Origin of the sequence: Plantactinospora sp. CA-294935, from assembly GCF_050936445.1 — a bacterium.
Classification (GTDB): domain Bacteria; phylum Actinomycetota; class Actinomycetes; order Mycobacteriales; family Micromonosporaceae; genus Plantactinospora.
Map to the genome: position 1 here is coordinate 1,882,680 of NZ_JBNJMU010000001.1, position 20,610 is coordinate 1,903,289.

Below are 20,610 nucleotides of genomic sequence, written 5' to 3' on the forward strand. Positions count from 1 at the left end.
CACGACCGATCGAGCTGGACATTAGTCAGAACCGATGCGGAACAGTAGATCCCGAGCGTTCTATCTGTCTGGGAAGATGACTGTCACTGCTTCGGATGCCGACTCCGCACCCCCCTACGGGTGCCTTCTCCGGGAATCGGTGGGGGCGGGCCCGGATTCGCCCGACCGGAAATCGGGCAAGGCTGTTGGCATGGATACCGACCTCGCCATCCTGCTCGCGATCGCCGCCGTGTGGATCGCGGCAGGTCTCGTCGTCGAGGGGTTGCCGCAGCTACGGACCGCGCGACCACTGCGTCGGCGCACCGGACTGCTGCTCGCGCTGGTCGGGTCCGGGCTGGCCGGGCTGGCCGGGGTGCTGTTGGCCGGTCTGGTGGAGGCGGAGCCGACGCTCGCCGACCGGACCGCGGTCGGGCTGGCGCTGCCGGCGGTGCCCGCGGTGGTCGTGGCGGCGGTGACGGTACGCCGGCTGCGGCAGCTCTGGGTCGGTGCGGGCGCCTTCGCGCGAGCGCCGGAGACCCCGGCCCCACCGGCGCTGCGCGCCGCCGCCGCTCATCCGATGATCGCGCTGCCGGTGCAGGTGACCGGTCTGGTCATGCTGCCGGCGCTGGTCACCGCCACCGGCCTGGTGCCACTGACAAGTCCGGGCATGATCGGAGTGGTGCTCACCGCGGCGGTACTCGCCGTCGGCACCATCGGGGTACGGCACGCGCTGCGGCACAGCCGCCTGGTGGAGCGGGCGGTCACCGTGCGGTCGCGCTCATCGCGTACGGCTGGCGTCCTGCACGTATAGCAGTTCGAGAATCGCCCGGGCGGCCTCGAACCAGCGGTCGAGCCAGAGCGAGTTGGGGACGGCGCCCTTCGGCGGCAACTCCAGCAGCAGTCCGCGCAGCAGCGGATGGTCGACCAGCGGCTCGGTGTGCACGTCCGGCCAGCCGGCCGGCGGGAAGACCGGTTCGGTCAGTCCACCCATGTCCAGCGACGGCAACGTCGGCGTACGCTCCGGCGGGCTCGCCGACGCCAGACCGGCGCCGCCCAGGTCGGCGACCTCCGCCGGGGCACCCTCCGACGACCCGAGGTCGGTGTCGACCGACGCTTCCTCCACGGTGGTGCTGGTGTCCCGGCGGGCACCCCGGTACTTGCCGCCGAACCGTTCCGGCTTGGCGGAACCGTTGCCCAGATTCTCCGACCCGATAGTCATCCGTCTCGCCTGCCTCGCTCGGTTTGCGAACCCCCTGCGGCGGCCGCTCATGCCGACTCCCGCCGTCTGGTACAACGACCCGACCGGTCAGCGGCGACGGCCGGCCGGAGCGTTCGGGATCCGCGACGCGGCCCCGCGCCGGAGCCGTCGGACGCCACCCGGCGACGCCGACACGTTCGGCGGCTTCGACGCGTGCAGCGAGTCCGCCGACGCAGCCAGCGCGGCCATCCGGGCAGCTTCGGCGCTGACCGGGTGACCGCGCTGGGTTGAACCCTTTCCACCTGAACGGCGCGGCGCGTGCGCCCCGACCTGCACCTGCGGCCACGGCGGACCGCGAGGAGAGGTTGAAGAAGGCTCATTGGTCGCCGGTTCTCGTGACCGTCAGGCCAGATCGAATTCGCCGTCCTTGGCACCGCCGACGAACGCGTCCCACTCGTCGGGCGTGAAGATCAGGGCGGGCCCGCTCCGGTTCTTCGAATCGCGTACCGCGATCGCGCCGCCCGCGAAGGCCACCTCGACGCAGTTGTCACAGTTGGGTCCGCTACGCGAACTCTTGTGCCAGGCTGCCCCGCTCAGGTCGACGCGGTACCCCTTTGTCTCCACTTCCACAATGGCTCCTCTGCCAACTTCGAAATCAGCGCGACGGACTCCTCCGGGCGTAGGGCTGCCGCACGGATATGATCGAAGATGAATATGTATTTCTGTAGTTCATCCCGCTTCTCCAGAAAAAGCCCGCCCGTGGCATTTTCGGCGTACACCACGTCTGGATCGCCCGGTTCGGGGAAGCCGAGGATGGTGAAAGTGCCGTCCATGCCGGCATGCGCACCGGCGTCGAACGGCAGGACCTGGAGCGTGACGTTCGGTAGGTCAGCGGCCTCTACCAGCCGCTCCAACTGGGCCCGCATGACCGCGTCGCCGCCCACCGGCCGGCTGATCACCGCCTCATCGAGCACCACCCACAGATCGATCGGATCGTCCGGGTCAAGTAACGACTGACGACCCAACCGGACACGGACCCGCTGGTCGACTTCCTCGGCGACCCAGTCCGGCCGGGCGGACCGGATCATCGCCTGGGCGTACTCCTCGGTCTGCAACAGTCCGGGCACGGTCTGCTGCTCGTACGCCCGGATCGAGGCGGCCGCCGCCTCCAGCCCGACGTACGCCCCGGCGAGCACCGGACTGTACGGATGCCACCAGCCCTTCTGCCGGGCCTCCCGAGCGATCTGGATCAGCTCGTCGCACTCTGCGCCCGTCACGCCGTAGATGCCGAGCATGTCGCGGACGTCCCGGACGGTGGCCGTGGTGTGGCCGGTCTCGATCCGGGACACCTTGGACGCGGAGCACTCCAGCAACTCGGCGACGGCCTCGATCGTGACTCCGGCCTTCTCCCGGCGCTGGCGAAGCTCGGCTCCGAGCCGGCGACGGCGGATGGTCGGGCTCCGGCGCTCGGTCACCGGGTCACCTCCGGACGATCAATAAGGGAGTCGGATTGCCGCCGCGCCTTCGACCGCCATCGGCGGGGGATCATTCGCGGCGGATGGAGCGATGACCCTGTCGGCCGCAGGGGCCGAAACCGGGTCCAGTCTGCCGGTTCCACGCGCGGCGCATCAAGCGCCGTACAGCCCACTATCGCCATCCCGGAGCAAAGGGCAAACTGCAACTTGCATTGATCATGTTCTTGATGCACCCTGTCCGTATGGCTCGGGCTACGCAGCGTTCCCCTCTGGTCAGGCGACGCAATGCTCCCCCATTCTCGCCTGACCGTGGAGACGGTCGTGCCGGCGGTACGGCGAGAAGCCCCGCTCCGGGGTAAGAGCCCCCGCCGCTGTATGCCAGGGCCGCTACGGCGGCTGGCGCGTCCCGGAGTCGACAGGTGTTGGCCGGGGCGATGTGATGGCAACGACGCATCGCCCCGGCCGACGCCCCACGCCCGACCGGCCCCTGGTGCGACCTCCGACCAACCGCCGCAGGACCACCCACCAGACCCCCGCCCGCCACTTCCGCCGGCCCCGCCCGGCGCCAGTCGGACAGGAGCTGCTGTGCCCCTTCCCCGCTCCGGTGATGTGCTGCACGTGACTCGCGCGGCGAGCGTCCAGTTCGCCGAGCCCATCTACTTCCGGGTGATCCGGGTGCACGACTGGCCGACCTACCACGGCTGGGTCTGGCTGGACGGCTACGAGCTCAACCCGAGCGGCGACGCGGTCGAACGTCGATCGATATTCGTGCAGGTCAACGGGCTGCGTCAGCTCCAGACCAACGCCGGACGGCACAACTACCCGCAGGCCCTGCGGCCCGCCCGGACCAACTCCAGCGCGTTCGCCGCGCGGGTCCGGGTCGGCTGAGGCGCATCTCCTCGAAGGCCGGATGGCACCCCCGTCACCGCCCTAGACTGGGCGTATCCACCCCACGGGTTCACCACCCGCACGTCGTCGAGGGCCCCGAACCTGGGAGCCGCCGATGGCAGTTGAGACCTCCGACCGACACCGGACGACGTGTCGGAGCATGCGGGTCAGCGTGCTGCTGATCCTGATCACCGTCGGCCTGCCCGGCTGTGCGAGCGGCACCGGCACCAGCCGCCCGCTCTCCGTACGACACCCGGCCGCCAACCCGACGTCGCCGGCCGAGCCGGGGCGTACCGAACCCGATCCGGGGCTCGCCGACCCCTCCGGGCACGGCGGGGCGGCCACCTCCACACCGCCCACCGCCACCTATGAGGGCTGGCCGGGCCGGCGCATCGGGCCCTGGCACCGGCTGCCGGCCCAGGGCAGCCCGGAGACACCGGGCCCCGACGACACCGCCGACCCGGCCATCGCCTCGGACGACGGCCCGGGTGCCTATCGGGCTCCGACCGCCCCGGAACACCAACCCGACGACGCCGAGGAGCAGCGGGCCGGGCCACCGCCGTCCACCGACGGACCGCCGCCGGGCTATCAGCGCTCACTGGCGTACTCCGGCCTGTTCGGCCTGGTGATCTCGGCCGTCGGTCTGGTCATGGTCGGCACCAGGCGCCGCTACTGGTAACCGGCCCGGCCCGGGTGCGAGCCCCCGACCGTCCTGACCCTGCCTACCGCCCGGACCGGGGCTCGGTCGCTCGCGTCTTGTAGTGATCCCGAGGGCTCAGCCGTTTGCCGTGATCCCGAGGGCTCAGCCACCCCGGGTGGGTCGCCTCGGGTCGGTGGGACCGGGTGCGGCTCAGCCGCCCGGGGTCGGCCCGGTCGGGCCGGTGGGACCGGGTGCGGTGGTCGGCGGCGAGGTCGGCGGTTCGGCGACCACGAGGATGACCTCGCTGCCCGGCTGGACCTCCGTACCGGTCGACGGCTCCGTGTCCAGTACGGTCCCCGGCGGCCGGCCGGAGGTCCGGGGCTCGATCCGGGGCACCAGCCCCAGCCGGCCGAGCTCCGCCACCGCTTCCTGCTGGGACAGTCCGACGAGCGGGGGCAGCAGTACCGGCGCTTCGGTGCTGACACTCGGGGTGGCGCTCGGCGTGCTCGCGGCGGTGGTCGGCGGGCCGGTCGTGGGCGCGGTCGGCGCCGCCGGGGTGGTCAGCACCGGGGAGGGTGAGCTGGGGGTGACGCGCCGGGCCGAGTCGACGATCGCCCAGCCGGCAACGACCAGGACACCGAGCAGGACCACCGCCACCGTCCCGACCAGGATCGGCATCCACCAGCGCCGGTCGTCCGGCTCCGGGTCGTAGCTCCAGTCGGGCTGCGGCTGGCGGGGCGGGGCGGAGCCCCGGGGTGGCACTCCGGCCCGGCCGGACCAGGCCGGCTCGCGGGGCGGGATCGGCGCGGTGGCGTCCGCCGCGCCGGGCTGCCGGACCGTGTCGCCGATCCGGGTGGCGTCCTCCGGGCCGGGCTGCCGGGCGGTGTCGCCGGCTCGGGTGGCATCCGCCGCGCCGGGTTGGCCGATCCGGGTGGCATCGTCCGGGCCGGCACCGGCGCCGGCAGGCGGCCCGCTCGGGGCGTCGCCCTGCGGCCGGTCTTCGGGTACGCCACGGTCGCCGTCCACACCGTCGTCCGGAGGCTGTCGCGGATCGTCGGCCATGCCACGTCCTCTCGCCATCGGATGGACCGGGCGAACCACGTCAAACCTATCCGACCCGACGTGCTGCCCACCATCGTCGCGAGTCCGGGCGTGTCTGCCCGTTCGACGCTGCGTGCCCGGGTTACGGCGTCGGCGTTCCGCCGGATACCGGACCGTCGGAACAGTAGAGCCGGACCTGCTGGTTCCACCGCAGCACGGTCCCGCCGGGGGGATCCTGGTTGCGTACGTCGCCCCGATCCTTGGTCGGGTATTGCGGATAGAGGCCGTCGTCGACCAGTCGCCGCGCCGCCTGCTTGCAGGACTCGCCCACGAGCGCGGGTACCACCACCTCCGGTGCCTCACCCACCACGGTGACCCGGACGGTGATGCCCCGTTTCACCGCGGTGCCACCCCTCGGGTTGGTACTGGCGACGCTGGGGTCGTCGCCCGCCCTGCCGAAGATGAACTGCACCCCGAGGCCGAGCTGCCGCAACTCCTCCCGGGCCTGCTGGAAGTCCTTGCCGACCAGGTCGGGCAGGATCATCTGGCCGATCGGCGGCGGCGTGCTGCTCGCCCGGCGGCTGGGGGTCCGGCTCGGCGTACTCCGTGGTGACTTGCTCGTCGTCTGCGCCGTCGGGGTGGTGGGTCCGGCGTCGTACGGTCCCTCCCGGTCGTCGTCGCCGGCCAGCAGGTAGCCGCCGATGGCACCGACGACGGCACAGATGACCAGCCCGACCGCCGCGCCCGCGAACAGGCCGGCCCGGTTCGAGGGACCGCCGCCCAGGTCCGGGTGTCCCGCCACAGCCTCATCCGTCATGCCGACCCTGCCTCACCATCCGGCGTACGAAAGCCACGCCGTTTTCCGTCCGCCCGCTGGAGCGCGCTGCCCGACAGCATCGGTGGCCCGGCCCTCGGAGCGCAACCGGCCACGGTTCGTGTCGGGACGGCTGCCCCCGGTTCACGGCTCGCCCCCGGCGTCGGATGGACGCTACGCTGCCCCGCATGGCCGCACGAGGCTGGGGAGGATCCGTCGCGACGGCGGTCGGCGTTGCCGCCGGCGCTGGCGCCGCTCAACTGGGCTTCGGCTACGGGCTCGGCATCATCGCCTGGCTGCCGTCGACCGGCGGCAACAGCGAGGCGGCCTGGGTCGCCAGCCTCACCTGGGCCGCCTGGATAGCCGCCACCTCGACCGTTGCCGGGGCGGTCTGCGCGCACCGGCTCGGCGGAGGTGGCCGAGGCTCCGCCGGGCGCGCCGGGGATCCGCCGCCGACCCTGGCCACCTTTCTGTGGCGGGCCGCGCTCGCCGTCTCCAGTGCGATCGGCGCGCTGGTCACCGTGGTGCTGGTCGCCGTTCCGGCCCGGGCGGTGGTGCGGGCCGACACCTCCGCTCCGCAGACCGTCGCGGCCGGCTACGCCATCCTCGGCATCCTGCTCGGGTTGGTGGCGGCGATCTGGGCGATCTCGTCACCGGCCGTCGCCAGCAACGTGCTCGGTACGGTCTGCTGGCTCTGGGCGCTCGCGGTGATCTCGGTCGTCGACGGCGTACTCTCCGGGCGCGGGCTGTCCGCCGCGCAGCTCGGGGTCTGGCAGTTGACCTCCGACGGCGAACGCTTCTGGTTCCGGGAGTACTTCTACTGGCCCGGTGCCGCGCTGTCGCTCGGTTCCGCGCTGCTGATCGGCGCGCTCGCCGCCCGCCCCGCGGCACGCCGGCCGGCGACCCGGGTCGGCGCTGCGATCTCCGGCATCAGCGGGCCGCTGCTGGTGGCGGTCGCCTACTTCGTCGCCGCGCCCCGGCTGGTGGGCATCCGTCCCGAGCAGGTGTCGGCGCACCTGATGGCACCGTACGCGGTGGTCGCCGGTCTCGCCGGGTCCGCGCTGGTCGCGGCGCTGGCACAACGCTCGGAGACGATGGCCCGGCAGGCGGACTCCCTCGACTCCCGCTCCGACCCGCCCCCGTCCGGGACCGGGCCGGACGCACCACCGCCCACCGACGGCAGCCCGGCGTCACCGCCGCCCGGCGAGGCGCGGACCAGCGACACGCGGCCCGGCGAGGCGCGGCCCGGCGACACGCGGACTGGCGAGGCGTGGTCCGCGGAGGCCGGCAGGAAGACCCGCCGGAGCGACGCCACCGCCCCGGCCGCGGACGCCGACCCGGACGAGCAGACCGATCGCACCGACGGCCCCGGGGCCGGCCCGTCGGGCGGTGCCGGCCGACCGGCCCGGGTGCCCGGCCAGCCCGGCCGCAGGGCACGGCGCGGCGCCGACCAGGCCGACACCGCCCCGGTACCGTCAAGCGCCGCCCCCGTCCGCTCCCAGGACGCCGGGTCCGACGGCGAACCCGCTCCGGTCGCCGACCCGGCGACCGGGCCGGAGGAGTCCGCCGAGGGCACCGGGGGCGGTGCCAAGGGCAGGCTGGGCAGGTTGGGTCGCCGCTTCCGCTGACCCGGGTCAGTCGACCGGCCAGGTGTGCACGGGCTCGTCGGTCCGCTGGAGTTCGCCGTACCGGCGCAGCATGTGGTGCAGGGCCTCGGACCGGTCCATCCCCCGGCCGCGTTCGGCGGCCTGCACCGCCTCCACCTGCCACACCGCGCCGTTGCGGCCGGTACGGCAGCGCTGCTCGATGATGCCGAGCAGCCGGTCCCGATGCTCCGCGCCGACCCCGAACCGGTCCAGCCCGGCGGCCGCCCTCGGCAGCAGTACGTCCAGCACCAGCTCGGTCACCTTCACCTCGCCGAGCCGGGGCCAGGAGACGGCGGCGTCGATTCCCCGCCGCGCGGCCGCGTGGAAGTTCTCCTCGGCCGCGCTGAACGTCAGTTGGCTCCAGATCGGCCGGTCGCCCTCGGCCAGATCCCGGGCCAGCCCGAAGTAGAAGGCGGCGTTGGCCAGCATGTCGACCACGGTCGGCCCGGCCGGGAGTACCCGGTTCTCCACCCGCAGGTGGGGACGGCCGTTCATGATGTCGTAGACCGGCCGGTTCCACCGGTAGACGGTGCCGTTGTGCAGCCGCAGCTCGGGGAGGCGGGGGATGCCGCCGTTGTGCAGCACCTCGACCGGGTCCTCGTCGTCGCAGATCGGCAGCAGAGGTGGGAAGTAGCGGACGTTCTCCTCGAAGAGGTCGAAGATCGAGGTGATCCACCGCTCGCCGAACCAGACCCGGGGGCGTACGCCCTGGGCCTTGAGTTCGTCGGGCCGGGTGTCGGTGGCCTGCTCGAAGAGGGCGACCCGGGTCTCGGCCCAGAGCTGCCGGCCGTGCAGGAACGGTGAGTTGGCGCCGAGCGCGACCTGTACCCCGGCGATCGCCTGCGACGCGTTCCAGTAGTCGGCGAAGCTGTCCGGCGCCACCTGGAGGTGGAACTGGAGACTGGTGCAGGCGGCCTCGGAGACGATCGAGTCGGTGTGTGTCTGCAACCGCTCGACGCCCCGGATGTCCAGCTCGATGTCCTCGCCCCGGGCGGCGACGATCTGGTCGTTGAGCACCTGGTAACGCTCGTTGGTGGAGAGGTTGTCGCGGACCAGGTGCCGGGGGGTGAGCGTGGGCAGGATGCCGATCAGGATGATGCTGGCGTCGGACTTGACCGCCAGCTCCTCCGCCCGGCCGAGACTGGTCCGCAGGTCCTGCTCGTAGTCGGCGAAGCCGGCTGCCTCGATCAGCCGGGGTCGGGCGTTGAGTTCCAGGTTGAACTGACCCAGCTCGGTCTGGAAGCTCGGGTCGGCGAGGTTGTCCAGCACTTCCGCGTTGCGCATCGCCGGCTCGACGTTCGCGTCCACCAGGTTCAGTTCGATCTCCAGGCCGGTGGTCGGCCGATCGGCGTCGAAGCCGAAGTCGTCGAGCATGAGCGCGAAGACGTCCAGACACCGGCGTACCTTCTGCCGGTATCGGATCCGGTCCTCCCGGGTGAAGGGGACCTCCGACACGTCCTGGCCCATCGACCCTCCCGCCGCGAGGCGCGCTCTGCGCAGTTCCGCAGGGCCTTGCCCAGCGGAGGCGCGTACGAATCATTACCGTATGAGCGCCGCGCACACGTGACGACAGCCACGGCGCCCGCCGCCCAGCGTGAGCGAACAGCGGCGCTGCGTCCACCATTGCACACGAACGAGCTTCGTTTTCCACCGGGCGCATTACCCAACGAGGCGCCCCGGTCACCATCGCAGCGGTGACCGGGGCATCCTGGTGTCGATCCCGACGGTGTGGTCGGGCGGCCGGGGGTCAGGCCTGGCGGATGGCCTCACCCTCGATCTCAATCTTGATCTTCTTACCGACCAGTACGCCGCCGGTCTCCAGCGCGACGTTCCAGGTCAGGCCGAACTCCTCGCGGTCGATCTCGGTGGTCGCGGTGAAACCGAAGATGTCCTGGCCGAACGGGCTGCGGCCGGCGCCCTCGAACTCGACCTCCAGGTCGACCTGCTTGGTGACGCCCTTGACCGTGAGGTCACCGGTGAGCACGAACTCGTTGCCGCTGTGCGACTTGACGCCGGTGCTGCGGAACTCCAGGGTCGGGTACTTCTCCGCCTCCAGGAAGTCGCCGCTGCGCAGGTGGTTGTCCCGGTCGTCGGCGCCGGTGTCGATGCTGCCGGCCCGGATGGTCGCGGTCACCGCGGACTCGAGCGGGTTCTCCGCGACGGTGATCGTCGCCTCCGCCTCGCGGAACTGGCCGCGGACCTTGCTCACCATCATGTGCCGGGCCACGAACCCGACGCGCTTGTGCGCCTGGTCGAGCAGGTAGGTGCCGGCGGTGGGGATCGTCAGCCCTTCCCACGTACGGGTGGTGGCGGACTCGGCGCTGCTGGTCATGGTGTGCCTTCCCAGGAGATAGGTTGTGTGACCGATGACTGACTGAGCAACTATAGACACAGCAATATTCCCTGTGTCAACGACTGCTACGATGACCGGGTGACCAAGAACCTGTACGACGACGCCCGGATCACGGCCATAGGCCTGGTCATGGAGGTGTACGCCGGGCTCGCCGCCAGATTTGCCGCCCAGTTCGAGGAGCACGGGCTGTCGACGGTGGAGTTCGAGGTCCTGATGCGGCTGGCCCGCTCGCCCGAGCACCAACTCCGGATGACCGACCTCGCCGCGCAGACCTCGCTCTCCACCAGCGGCGTGACCCGGGTCGTCGACCGGATGGAACGGGACGGCCTGCTCTGCCGACGCGCCTGCCCCTCCGACCGGCGCAGTGCGTACGCGGTGGTGACGGAGTCCGGCATGGCGCGACTCGAAGAGACGCTGCCCGGCCACATCCAGCTCATCCAGGACTGGTTCATCGGTCAACTCGAACCGGCCAGGCTGGAGAGCCTGCTCGACTCGCTGCGGGTCGTCCGGGACGCGGTCCATCCCGGCGCCACCGCCGGCAGCACCGGTGCCAGCGCCGGGGCAAGCACTGCCTGTTGAACTCCGGACACGGAGTGCCGACAAACGCCACGGATCCTGATTACCACCTCAGGAGGGGACCGGTACACCCCGAAAGACCACCGGCAGAAAGACCGGCAGAAGTCACGCACATATCGCCACGTCACCCATTAATCAGAAAAAACGGGCGTCTGAAGCTGGTTAATCTTCAGGCAGCCGGGGGGCTCTGGGGACGTGGTGCGGGCGGGGATCAGTGAGGGCTCTGTCGGGGGGCTGCCCCGCTCGCGCCACGGCCCCAAGGTGAGAGCCGACGGGTCGGGTCAGCTCCCGGCCTGATCCACGTCGGTGTCGGTCCGGTCCACGTCCGCCGCGTCGATCAGCGCCCGCTCCCGTGGCAGCAGAACGATCCCGCCCTCCCGGCACACCTGAGCAAGACGCTTGACCGCCGCGTTCCGGGCCGCCGGATCGTCGGTACTCGCCACCAGGCCGACCAGCGCCTCGGCAACGTCCCGCAGGTCACGGGACCCTTCACAGGCCCGCACGGCCGCCGCGTACCACTCGGCCGCCCACTCCCGGTCGCCCCGCTGCATCGCCAGACTCGCCTCGATCAGCGCGCAGATCCCGTCGTCCCGGGGAGCGATCTCGTCGGTCCGGGCACCACCGGGTTCCAGCTCGACCGGGCCCGCGCCGTCGCCCGCCTTCCGGGCACGCAACTCGGCAAGTACCGCCGTCGCCTCGTCGATCCGCCCGTCCTGGGCGAGCGCCAGGCCGACCGTGCCGAGCGCCCGCCGGCGGTGCCCGGGGTCGCCGAGGTCGGCCAGCGCCGACACCACCCGGCGACCGTGCCGGACCGCGTCCGGGTACCGGCCCTCCAGGCGGGCCACCTCGGCCAGGTTGGCCCGGGCCAGCACCCGGAGGCGCTCCTCGCCGCACTCCGCGGCGAGCCGGTCCACCGCCGCCAGCCGACGCCGGGCGGCGGCGAGGTCACCGACCCGGATCTCGTGCCAGGTCAGGTTGTTCTGCGCCACCGCCATGTCCCGGATCCGGCCGGTACGGGTGGCCAGCTCCAGCGCCGCCTCGCCGTGCTGCCGCGCCTCGTCGTGACCGCCGATCGCGGTCCACAGTCCACAGAGCACGTTCCGGGCGGCCAGTTCACCGGGTACGTCGGACAGCCGTTGGAACGCCGCCACCGCCGCCTCGGCGGACGGCAGCTCCTGCGGACCGGCACCGTGCTCCTGGGCGAGCTGCGCGACCCCGACCTGGGCCCAGGCCCGGGCCGCCGGATCGGCGTCACCGGTACGCGGGTCGTCCAGCAGCCGGCGCAGCCACTGCCGACCCGCCACGTCCCGCCCCCGGTACCGCCACCATCGGGCGAGGTTCCCGGCCAACCGCAGCGCGGTGTGCGGATCGTCGTTCGCCGAGTACGCCAGTGCGGTCCACAGGTCACCGGCCACCTCGTCGAGCCGGCCGACCGCCTCGACGAACCGGGCACCGGCCAGGTCCGGCGCGACCCGGGCGGCCAGTCCGGCGAAGACCGACGCGTGCCGTCGACGGATCGCGGCGAGTTCGCCGTTCGCGGTGGCCCGTTCGGCGGCGAAGTCCCGCACCACGTCCAGTACCCGGAACCGGAGCGGTCCGGTGCCCCGGGCGCCGATCAGCCCGTGTGCCAGCAGCCGGTCCAGCAACCGGACGGGATCGACCGGTTGCTGGACCGGCTCGTCACCGGCACTCCCGTCGCCGGGCGGCGCATCGCCGTCGGTGAACCGCAAATCGCCGGGCGAGGGCGAACCGTCGGCCGGGAACGGGTCGGGGGCGAGCATCGCCTCGGCCAGCTCCACCGACCAGCGGTTACGCAGCACCGAGAGGCGGCGCAGGGCGGCCCGCTCGTCGGCGTCGAGCAGCCGGTAGCTGGCGGCCACCGCGTCCCGCAAAGTCACCGCCGCCGCACGGCCCACCGGTGCCGTGCCGAGGTCGAGCAGGCGATTGCCGTACCGGTCGAGCAGCTCGTTGAGGTTGAGCACCCGACCGTGCGCCGCGGCCAGTTCGATGGCGAGGGGCAGTCCGCCGAGCCGGCGTACCAGCTCGACGAGCGCGACCACCTCGTCGGGTTGCGGTGGCTCGCGGCCGATCTGGCGCAGCCGGGCGAGCAGCAGCGCGACGGCGGGATAGTCGGCCACCACCGCGAGGTCGGTCGGTACGTCGGCGGGCGGCACCTCCAGCGGGGTGACCGGGCGGACCCGTTCCCCGGAGAGCCCGACCGGGTGCCGTCCGGTGGTCAGCACCCGCAGCGTCGGCGCGATCTCGGCGAGCCGGTCGAGCGCCTCGGCGGCCGCTCCGGGTGCGCGTTCGACGGCGTCCACCAGCAGCAGCGACGGCGCGTCCGAGAACCGGCCGGCGAGGTCACTGGCCCGGCCGACGCCGAAGACCGTGGCGACGACCGACAGCACGTCACCCTCGGTGGAACCCTCGATCATGACGATCCCGCTGGTACCACCGGGAAAGTCGTCGGCCACCTCCCGAGCGACCTTGAGGGCCAGCCCGGTCTTGCCGACTCCGGCGAGGCCGACCAGGCTGACCACCCCGCGCGCCACCCGGGGCTGCTCGGTCAGCATCGCCGCCAGGTCGGCCACATCCCGGTCCCGACCGATCAGCTCACCCGGATCCGGCAGCCCGAAGCCGCGCGTCGGCAGGCGCCGGGACGCCGCGGACGCAAGACCGCCCACCTCCGGCATCGGCCCGGCCTGGCCCCGGGCCAGCGCGACGAAGTCGGACCGGTCCTGCCCGGCCAGACCGAGCGCGGCGGCGAGCAGTTCCACGGTCGTCCGCTGTGGACGGGAGGCCCGGCCCCGCTCGAGGTCACGGACCGTACGGATCCCGACGGCGGCCCGTTCGGCAAGTTCGGCCTGGGTCAGTCCGGCCGCCAGCCGGCACCGGCGGAGCAACTCGGCGAAGCCACCCGGAACCCGGTCGGAGCCATGATCCGGAGTCATGGGCAGGAAGACTACGCAGCCCAATAGGGTCCCGGCAGAGATACGTCGTGCTACCGACGGAAGAGGACATAGATATCCGACAGATCACTGATGACCGGTTCCGGCCGGTAACCGAGCCCTCACGGTTCAACGGAAACCGGCACCGGAGCGGGCGGAACCGGCGTACCGACCGGCAGGTCCCGGTCGCCGGAGAGCCGCTGGTGCAGCCGGCGCAGCGGGGCCGGCGCCCACCAGTTCCACTCGCCGAGCAGGCTCATCAACGCCGGCATCAGCAGCCCGCGGACCACCGTGACGTCGAGCAGTACGGCCACCGCCATGCCGAGGCCGATCTCCTTGACCGCGGTCAGGTCGCCGAGCAGGAAACCCAGGAAGACGATGGTGATGCAGACCGCCGCCGAGGTCACCACCGGACCGGTCCGGGTGATCCCGGCCAGCACCGCCCGCTGTCCGGCTCGGGTGCGGGCCGCCGGGGTACGCAGGCCCGACCAGCGCCGCCATTCCTCGCGGATCCGGGCCAGCAGGAACACCTCGTAGTCCATCGACAGCCCGAAGACGAAGACGAAGAGCAGGACCGGGGTGGTGAGGTCGATCGCTCCCCAGGACTCCACCCCGATCAGCGCGGCACCCACGCCCCACTGGAAGACCACCACCAGCACGCCGAGGGTGGCGAGCAGGGTCAGCACGTTCATCACCAGCGCCTTGACCGGGATGACCAGCGAGCCGGTGAGTACGAAGAGCAGCCCGGTGGTGACCAGCAGCAGCACGAGTACGGCGTACGGCAGCCGTTGCGTTACCGAAGCGCGGTAGTCGACCAGCTCGGCGGCGGGCCCGCCGACCAGCAGCGGCAGTGGCTGGTCGAGGGCACGCACCGCGCGTACCAGCTCACGGGACTCGGGGCCGCTGGTCGCGCCGTGCGGGGTCAGGTCGATCACCACCGCCGGACCCGGCACGTCGGGGCGGGGCTGCATCCGGATCACCTGGGGCAGGGTGTTGAGCTGGTTCATCAGGTCCCGCACCTCGGCACTGGCCGGATCCGCCTCCACGACGACGGTGACCGGGGCGGCCCGGCCCGCCTCGAAGTCGCGCAGCAGCACGTCGTGCACCTGCCGGGCCTCCATCGACCGGGGCAGTGTCCGGGCGTCGGAGTTGGCCAGGTTGGCGCCGGCCAGGAAGGGCAGGGCCAGCAGCAGCAGGCCGGCGGAGACGCCGAACGCGACCGGGCCGGGTCTGCGCTGTGCGTACTCGGCGAGCCGGCCGAGCAGGCCGGGGCCGGCGCCGGGCGTACCCGATCGGGGGGTGGTTGCGGGTCGGGCCGGGACGATCCGGCGGGCCGGGCTCGCGGCGGCGGCCAGGGTCCGGCGCACCCAGGTCCGGGCGCCGGGAGCCGGGATGTGCCGGTGCGCGACGGCGAGCAGCGCCGGCAGCAGGGTCAGGCCGGCACACGTGGCCAGCGCCACCGCGAGCGCGCCGCCGAGCGCCATCGCGGCGAGCAGCGGTTCGGCGAAGGCGTAGAGGCCGACCATCGCCGCCGCGACCGCCAGGCCGGAGATCAGCACGGTACGGCCGGCGGTCGCCATCGTCCGGGCCAGCGCCTCGGCGGGATCGCCGCTCCGCAGCCCGTCGTCATTCCCCGGCCCGTGCTCGCTTCCCGGCCCGTCGCCGCGTTCCTCGCGGAACCGGGCGATCAGCAGCAGCGCGTAGTCCACGGTCAGACCGATGCCGAGCAGCGTGACCACGTTGACGGTGAACTCGCCGACCCCGGTGACGGCGGTCAGGCCGTAGAGGCCGAGCAGGGTCACCGCGACGGCGGCGAGCGCGGCGACCAGCGGGAGCACCCCGGCCAGCAGACCGCCGAGGATCACCACCAGCGCCACCAGGAGTACGCCGAGCGCGATCGACTCACCGACGGCCGCGTCGTCGATCGCCTGCTCAGCGAAGGCCCGCTCGGCCAACGTTTCGCCGCCGACCAGCACCTGCGGCGCGTCGATGCCGCGCAGCAGGGCGGCCACCCGGTCCTCGGCCGCCTCCCGCTCGGCGGTCGGCAGCCCGTCGGCCAACTCGACCCGGACCAGCGTGCTGCGGTTGTCGGCGCCGATCCGGCCGCCCGCCGCGTTGTAGAGGTCCTCGACCTCCCTGACCCCCGGTACGGCCTGCACCTCGGCGCGTACCCGGTTGACGCTGGCCACCAGCGCGGGGTCGTACGGGTCCCGGTCCCGGACGATCGCGACCACGATCGGGCCCTCCGGGAGGAGTGCGGCGACCCGGCGGTCGGCCCGCTGCGACTCGGCGTCCGGGCGGAGGTTGTCGGTGTCGACCAGCCGGTCGAAGACCTGCCCGCCGAGGGTGGCTCCGGCGAGCACCAGTCCCAGCCAGGCCACAAGTACCGGCCAGCGCCACCGCCACAGCGACCGTCCGAACGCAGCGAACATGCTCCGAACCTCCCCTGGCGGGACGCCCGCTCGTCGCCCTCGGCGCACATGCAAACACCCTGAGCAGTCAGGCGTCAGCCGCTATCCGGTCAGAACTGACTGTCCGGTGTGCCGGGTCGAGGTCCGGTGTGCCGGGTCGAGGTCCGGTGTGCCGGGTCGAGGTCCGGTGTGCCGGGTCGAGGTCCGGTGTGCCGGGTCGAGGTCCGGTGTGCCGGGTCGAGGTCCGGTGTGCCGGGTCGAGGTCCGGTGTGCCGGGTCGAGGTCCGGTGTGCCGGGTCGAGGCCGGGATCGGGAAACGGGGTCAGCCGGGGTCGGGGAACGGGGTCAGCCGCGTTCGGTGGCGCGGCGGGCCCGCAGGCGTTCGGCGAGCGCGCCGAGTGCCGGAGCGGCGCTGGCCAGCTCGGCCCGCTGCTCGTCGCTGATCTCGGCCATGGCGTCGGCGAAGATCCGGGCCCAGGCGTCCTCGATCCGGGCCGAGCCGTGCGCCGCGTCGAGCGTCGCGTGCAGCCGTACGGCCCGCCGGTCGTTCGGGTCGGGCTCGCGGCGGACCAGGTTGCGGGCCACCAGGGCGCGGACGGTCGCGCTGACGTTGCTGGCGTGCAGGCCGAGGTCACGGGCAAGGGTGCTCACCGAGACGCCGGGGGCGTCGGCGACGTACCGGAGTACCTCCAGCTCGGACGGCGGCAACTGGCCGAGCCCGGCCGCGTCGATGCCCTGTAGCCGCATCACCCGGCTCAGTTGGTACAGAACGGGTACGAGTGTCCTCGCCTGCCGGAGCACCGTCTCGTCCGCCATGGTCACTCGTTTCACTTCACGAGGATAACGCTAGACATACTTATATAGTTATAGTAACTTGCCGTGGTGACTTCCGCCCCCTCCCAGACCGACAAGTCCGGCCCGCCCTCGCCGCCCGAGCCGCCCGCCGAGCCGCCCACCCGGCCGCGCCGGCTGCTGCTCCCCGCCCTCGTACTGCTGGCCTTCGTGCCGCCGATGGGCATCGACATGTACCTACCGGCCTTCCCCCGGATCGCCGACGAGTTCCGCACCGACCCCTCCGGGGTGCAGCTCACCCTCACCGCCTTCGTGATCGGGCTGGCCCTCGGTCAACTCGTGCTCGGTCCGCTCTCCGACCGGTACGGCCGCCGGCTGCTGATCCTCGCCGGTACGGCGCTCTGCGCGGCCTCCGCCGCCGCCTGCGCCTTCGCGCCCACCCTGGAGACGTTGACCGCGCTCCGGTTCGTGATGGGGTTCAGCGCGGCCGCCGGGGTGGTGGTCGGCCGGGCCGTCATCTCCGACACCGCCCAGGGGCCTGCCGCCGCCCGGATGTTCGGCATCCTGATGGCGCTCAGCGGCATCGCCCCGATCACCGCACCGCTGATCGGGGGTGTGGTGACCGGTGCCGCCGGCTGGCGCGCGGTGTGGTTCACCCTCGCGGCCGGACTGCTGCTCACCCTGCTGGTCGCGCTGGTCGGCGTACCCGAGAGTCTGCCGCCGGACCGCCGGCACGCCGGCGGGCTCCGCGCCACCCTGGCCACCGCGCGCTCGTTGCTGACCGACCGGGTCTATCTCGGCTACATCTTCGCGTTCGGCTTCGGGTTCGCGGCCCTGTTCTGCTACATCGCCGCGTCGCCCTTCTTCCTCCAGTACGTCCTGGGGCTCTCCGTCCGGCAGGCCGCCGTCGCCTTCGCCGCCGGTGCGTTGATCGCCACCCTGAGCAGCGCGGTCAACGCCCGGGTCGTCGGCCGGGGGGCCTCCCCGGCGGTACTGCTCCGGATCGGCCTGGCCACCATGCTGGCCACCACCGGCGGCCTGCTCGCCGTCACCCTCGCCGGTCAGCTTGACCGGGCGGTGGCGGTCGCGCTGCTGCTCTTCTTCGTCGGACTGGGCATGATCATGGGGAACGCCACCGCGCTGGCGATCCAACGCGTACCGAAGGCGGCCGGCAGCGGGTCGGCGGTGCTCGGCACCCTCCAGGGCGTACTCGCGGCGGTGGCGGCCCCGCTGATGGGGCTCGGTGGGCGGGACAACGCCGTAGCGCTGTTCCTGGGCATGACCGTCTGCGTCGCGGTCGCCTGCCTCGCACTGCTGCTCACCCGGGGCGACCGGCCGGTGGTCGAGACCGAGGCGCCGAGGCATATTCACCCTCGTGGTGATACCACCACGGCATCGTGATGACCTGGTGGTATCACGCTCAACGCTTGAGTGCCTGCACGAACCTCTCCCACGCGGAGTCCGCGAACGCCAGCACCGGCCCGGCCGGATCCTTGCTGTCCCGCACCCCGACCACCCCGGGTAGATTCCCGGCCACCTCCACACAGTTGCCGGCGTTGGCGTTGCTGCGGCTGCTCTTCCGCCAGATCGCGCGACTCAACTCCACGACTCCGCCACCTCCTGGATCATCTCGATGGACTGCTGGTGGGACAGCGCCTCGCACCGGATTATCTCCCAGATCTTGTTGATCCTGGCCACCTCGTCGGCGCGCTCGATCAACCGCCCGTTGATCTGGTCGTCGAGAAAGCCGATATCGTCGCCACCCGTCATCGTCGCGATCACGAAGGAGCCGTTGACGCCGACGTAGGCGCCCGCGCTGGTAGGCACCACCTGGATCCGTATCCGAGGCTGTTCCGCGCACAGCTTTACGATGTGCCGGAGCTGATCGCGCATGACCTCACGGCCACCGATCGGCTGGCGGAGCACTCGTTCGTCCACGACGGCGGTGAACAACGGCGGCTTTTCCCGGGCGAGGATCTCCTGCCGGGCCATCCGGGTGGTTACGTGCTGCTCGACCTCCGCGTTCGTGAACATCCTGCCGCCACTGAGCAGGGCGCGGGCGTATGCCTCGGTCTGCAACAGGCCAGGGATCACCGACCACTCGAAGGAACGGATGGCTTCGGCCTCCTGTTCGAGAATGGTCCACTCCCGGAACCATGGCATGACCGGCCCGACACCGATCACTGCCTGGATGCGTTCGAGGAGACCGCCGGTCTCCAGTACGTTGTCGCAGCGCTTGGCGAACTCGCGGGTCGGGCGGCGCTGGCACAGCTCGATCTTGGCGATCAGTGCCGAGGAGAAGTTGATCCGCTGTGCCAGACCGTCCTGGGACAGTCCGGCGATGCCACGGAACCGGCGTAACTCGCCGGCGAACAGTGTCGTCGGTTCGGCCACGGACAGGCTCCTTACCTGCGGATTGTGGACCCCGGACAACGGCTCGGGTCGCCCGGGCAACACTTCCGAGAGTAGTGGCCCGGTCACGAGACTGGGGACCGGAAACGCGCCCATCGGCAGACCGGGACCTGATCCGGGTGGGCGTCCCGGACCGCCCCAGGGAGGTAACGCTCCGATGTGGTCACTGCTTCGGGGGCAACCCCAACCCGTCCGGTACGCCCCGCAGCACCGGCGCGACTGGCGGCGACCGTGGTGGCGACACTGCCGCTGCGGCGACCGCTGGCCGTGCCCGGATCGGTTCAACCCGCCACCGCTCGTCCCGCCGTACCCGATGGCACGGATCGGCGCGAACCTGCCGCCCCGGTTTCCGCGTGAGCGCCCGACGAACCGGGGCCCCACCTGGCGGCACCTGCCTTTGCGTCCACTCTGGATCTGCCGGGGATGCGGGCACCCGTGGCCGTGTGCCACTGCCCGACTGACGCTGCTCTCCGACTATCGGGAGGACCTGGTGGGACTACACGTCTATCTCGGCTCGGCGCTCTACGCCGCCACCGCCGACCTGCACCGGCTCAACCCGAATCCGGGACCGGCCCCGGCGGCGCTGCACGCCCGCTTTCTCGGCTGGGTCCGCCCTCGTGCCTGACGGCTGAGTCAGCCGACCCGACGAGCACCTTCTCGCCCCGACACGAAGGATCACTGTCAGCGGGGCGGAGGTAGCTCGATCGCGGTCAGGCCTCGCCGCCGGTAGACGTCGGGATTTCCGGTGAGCACCGAACGGCCGGTCGGCCACTCCGCGTCCGGTCTCGCCACGACGACCGCGTGCGCGGCCCGCCAGTCCACGGCACCGGAGACGAGCCGTCCGACCGCGGTCGCCGCCGAATAGCCGAGTTCGACGACCTCCATCGCCGGTAACGCCCCGACGTGTTCGCCGAGCGCCGGGCGGTCGGCCGAGGCGGCGGCCAGGCAGAGTGCGGGGACGTAGATGTGCCGCCCCGCCTCCTGGTGCGCCGCCGCGACCAACCCGGAGAGCAGCCGGTGGCCGGCGCCGAGCGCGAGCAGGGCGGTGTGGTCGAAGACGACCGCCGCGAGCGGAGTGGTCACGCTCGCGGCTCGTCGGAGCCGGCCGGGTCGAGAGTGGTGGGTACGGCCCCCGACTCGACGTCCCGCCAGAAGTCTTCACCGGCGGAGACGTCGTCGCCGTCGAGGTCGACACCGATCCGCGACCGCAGGTATCGGGCCGCGCTGGCCGCGCGTTCCCGCAGCTCGGCTGCGGTGGGTGTGCCGTTGGACAGCTCGGCGACCAGGTCCCGCACGGTCATGCCCCGCTCCCGGGCGATCGTGGCGAGCCGGTCCCGGACCACCGCGTCCACCTTGATCGTCGTGTCCACGGGCGGAAGTATACCGACGGTATACCGGCGTCCGGAGCGGCTCGCCGGGCACGGCGGCGCCGATATC

General features: G+C 72.3%; 22 protein-coding genes. 8 read left to right on the forward strand and 14 right to left on the reverse strand.

The genetic code is table 11. The annotated features are described in order from the left end of the window. Positions 1-190: 190 nt before the first annotated feature. Positions 191-790 carry a hypothetical protein gene (locus tag ACQEVC_RS08470; protein WP_432874828.1) on the forward strand — a complete coding sequence of 200 codons (600 nt, stop codon included), beginning with the start codon at positions 191-193 and terminating at the stop codon, positions 788-790. Here ACQEVC_RS08470 and ACQEVC_RS08475 read toward each other — a convergent pair. Then, the gene (locus tag ACQEVC_RS08475) at positions 758-1,198 is read right to left on the reverse strand and encodes a hypothetical protein (RefSeq protein ID WP_432874831.1); all 441 of its coding nucleotides are present in this window, start codon (positions 1,196-1,198) and stop codon (positions 758-760) included. The two genes, ACQEVC_RS08470 and ACQEVC_RS08475, sit on opposite strands and share 33 nt — an antisense overlap. Before the next feature lie 49 nt (positions 1,199-1,247). On the opposite strand from ACQEVC_RS08475, the gene ACQEVC_RS08480 reads away from it, so the two are divergent. Beyond that, the gene (locus ACQEVC_RS08480; RefSeq protein ID WP_432874833.1) at positions 1,248-1,454 is read left to right on the forward strand and encodes a hypothetical protein; all 207 of its coding nucleotides are present in this window, start codon (positions 1,248-1,250) and stop codon (positions 1,452-1,454) included. A 125-nt stretch (positions 1,455-1,579) separates the two neighbouring features. On the opposite strand, the gene ACQEVC_RS08485 is transcribed toward ACQEVC_RS08480, so the two are convergent. Continuing rightward, the gene (locus ACQEVC_RS08485) at positions 1,580-1,801 is read right to left on the reverse strand and encodes a DUF397 domain-containing protein (protein WP_432891169.1); all 222 of its coding nucleotides are present in this window, start codon (positions 1,799-1,801) and stop codon (positions 1,580-1,582) included. After that, on the reverse strand, positions 1,771-2,652 hold the full coding sequence (locus ACQEVC_RS08490) for a helix-turn-helix domain-containing protein (protein ID WP_107263184.1): 882 nt from the start codon (positions 2,650-2,652) through the stop codon (positions 1,771-1,773). Before ACQEVC_RS08490 ends, ACQEVC_RS08485 begins: the two co-directional genes overlap by 31 nt. Positions 2,653-3,237: 585 nt before the next feature. Here ACQEVC_RS08490 and ACQEVC_RS08495 point away from each other — a divergent pair. Beyond that, positions 3,238-3,540, forward strand: a complete 303-nt coding sequence (locus ACQEVC_RS08495; protein WP_346261053.1) for a hypothetical protein — start codon at positions 3,238-3,240, stop codon at positions 3,538-3,540. Positions 3,541-3,700: 160 nt separating this feature from the next. After that, positions 3,701-4,219 carry a hypothetical protein gene (locus ACQEVC_RS08500; protein WP_432874837.1) on the forward strand — a complete coding sequence of 173 codons (519 nt, stop codon included), beginning with the start codon at positions 3,701-3,703 and terminating at the stop codon, positions 4,217-4,219. Positions 4,220-4,390: 171 nt separating this feature from the next. Here ACQEVC_RS08500 and ACQEVC_RS08505 read toward each other — a convergent pair whose 3' ends face one another. Together ACQEVC_RS08505 and ACQEVC_RS08510 are read right to left on the reverse strand one after the other, a co-directional pair. Next, the gene (locus ACQEVC_RS08505; protein WP_432874839.1) at positions 4,391-5,242 is read right to left on the reverse strand and encodes a PASTA domain-containing protein; all 852 of its coding nucleotides are present in this window, start codon (positions 5,240-5,242) and stop codon (positions 4,391-4,393) included. Positions 5,243-5,363: 121 nt separating this feature from the next. Further along, positions 5,364-6,038 carry a PASTA domain-containing protein gene (locus tag ACQEVC_RS08510; RefSeq protein ID WP_432874842.1) on the reverse strand — a complete coding sequence of 225 codons (675 nt, stop codon included), beginning with the start codon at positions 6,036-6,038 and terminating at the stop codon, positions 5,364-5,366. A 185-nt stretch (positions 6,039-6,223) separates the two neighbouring features. Between ACQEVC_RS08510 and ACQEVC_RS08515 the strand changes: the two genes are divergently transcribed. Continuing rightward, on the forward strand, positions 6,224-7,663 hold the full coding sequence (locus tag ACQEVC_RS08515) for a hypothetical protein (protein WP_432874845.1): 1,440 nt from the start codon (positions 6,224-6,226) through the stop codon (positions 7,661-7,663). Between the two features lie 6 nt (positions 7,664-7,669). Here the strand turns inward: ACQEVC_RS08515 and ACQEVC_RS08520 are convergent, their stop codons facing one another. Together ACQEVC_RS08520 and ACQEVC_RS08525 are read right to left on the reverse strand one after the other, a co-directional pair. Further along, positions 7,670-9,148 carry a glutamate-cysteine ligase family protein gene (locus tag ACQEVC_RS08520; RefSeq protein ID WP_432874848.1) on the reverse strand — a complete coding sequence of 493 codons (1,479 nt, stop codon included), beginning with the start codon at positions 9,146-9,148 and terminating at the stop codon, positions 7,670-7,672. A gap of 280 nt (positions 9,149-9,428) precedes the next feature. Continuing rightward, the gene (locus ACQEVC_RS08525; protein ID WP_432874850.1) at positions 9,429-10,013 is read right to left on the reverse strand and encodes a YceI family protein; all 585 of its coding nucleotides are present in this window, start codon (positions 10,011-10,013) and stop codon (positions 9,429-9,431) included. Positions 10,014-10,163: 150 nt separating this feature from the next. Here ACQEVC_RS08525 and ACQEVC_RS08530 point away from each other — a divergent pair, with 150 nt between their 5' ends. Beyond that, positions 10,164-10,613 (forward strand): MarR family winged helix-turn-helix transcriptional regulator, encoded by a 450-nt coding sequence (locus ACQEVC_RS08530; RefSeq protein ID WP_432891172.1) that lies wholly within the window; start codon positions 10,164-10,166, stop codon positions 10,611-10,613. 278 nt (positions 10,614-10,891) lie between these two features. Here the strand turns inward: ACQEVC_RS08530 and ACQEVC_RS08535 are convergent, their stop codons facing one another. The 3 genes from ACQEVC_RS08535 to ACQEVC_RS08545 all read right to left on the reverse strand — a co-directional run bounded on the left by ACQEVC_RS08535 (position 10,892) and on the right by ACQEVC_RS08545 (position 16,800). Further along, positions 10,892-13,561: an ATP-binding protein gene (locus ACQEVC_RS08535; RefSeq protein WP_432874852.1), complete on the reverse strand. Its 2,670-nt coding sequence runs from the start codon at positions 13,559-13,561 to the stop codon at positions 10,892-10,894. Positions 13,562-13,680: 119 nt separating this feature from the next. After that, entirely contained in the window at positions 13,681-15,990 is a 2,310-nt protein-coding gene (locus ACQEVC_RS08540) for an MMPL family transporter (protein ID WP_432874855.1), read from the reverse strand. A gap of 324 nt (positions 15,991-16,314) precedes the next feature. Then, a complete protein-coding gene (locus ACQEVC_RS08545) occupies positions 16,315-16,800 on the reverse strand; it encodes a MarR family winged helix-turn-helix transcriptional regulator (RefSeq protein WP_432874858.1) in 486 nt (161 codons plus the stop codon). Between the two features lie 51 nt (positions 16,801-16,851). Here ACQEVC_RS08545 and ACQEVC_RS08550 point away from each other — a divergent pair, with 51 nt between their 5' ends. After that, positions 16,852-18,162: a multidrug effflux MFS transporter gene (locus ACQEVC_RS08550; RefSeq protein WP_432874860.1), complete on the forward strand. Its 1,311-nt coding sequence runs from the start codon at positions 16,852-16,854 to the stop codon at positions 18,160-18,162. Positions 18,163-18,181: 19 nt separating this feature from the next. Here the strand turns inward: ACQEVC_RS08550 and ACQEVC_RS08555 are convergent, their stop codons facing one another. Together ACQEVC_RS08555 and ACQEVC_RS08560 are read right to left on the reverse strand one after the other, a co-directional pair. Beyond that, positions 18,182-18,367: a DUF397 domain-containing protein gene (locus ACQEVC_RS08555; protein WP_432874863.1), complete on the reverse strand. Its 186-nt coding sequence runs from the start codon at positions 18,365-18,367 to the stop codon at positions 18,182-18,184. Continuing rightward, on the reverse strand, positions 18,358-19,155 hold the full coding sequence (locus tag ACQEVC_RS08560; protein WP_432874866.1) for a helix-turn-helix domain-containing protein: 798 nt from the start codon (positions 19,153-19,155) through the stop codon (positions 18,358-18,360). The genes ACQEVC_RS08555 and ACQEVC_RS08560 overlap by 10 nt, the downstream gene beginning before the upstream one ends. A 175-nt stretch (positions 19,156-19,330) precedes the next feature. Between ACQEVC_RS08560 and ACQEVC_RS08565 the strand changes: the two genes are divergently transcribed. Then, complete coding sequence (locus tag ACQEVC_RS08565) at positions 19,331-19,798, forward strand: hypothetical protein (protein WP_432874869.1); 468 nt, start codon at positions 19,331-19,333, stop codon at positions 19,796-19,798. Positions 19,799-19,854: 56 nt separating this feature from the next. On the opposite strand, the gene ACQEVC_RS08570 is transcribed toward ACQEVC_RS08565, so the two are convergent. Continuing rightward, positions 19,855-20,256, reverse strand: a complete 402-nt coding sequence (locus ACQEVC_RS08570) for a hypothetical protein (protein ID WP_432874871.1) — start codon at positions 20,254-20,256, stop codon at positions 19,855-19,857. Beyond that, entirely contained in the window at positions 20,253-20,543 is a 291-nt protein-coding gene (locus tag ACQEVC_RS08575; RefSeq protein WP_432874873.1) for a hypothetical protein, read from the reverse strand. Before ACQEVC_RS08575 ends, ACQEVC_RS08570 begins: the two co-directional genes overlap by 4 nt. Between the last annotated feature and the right edge of the window lie 67 nt (positions 20,544-20,610).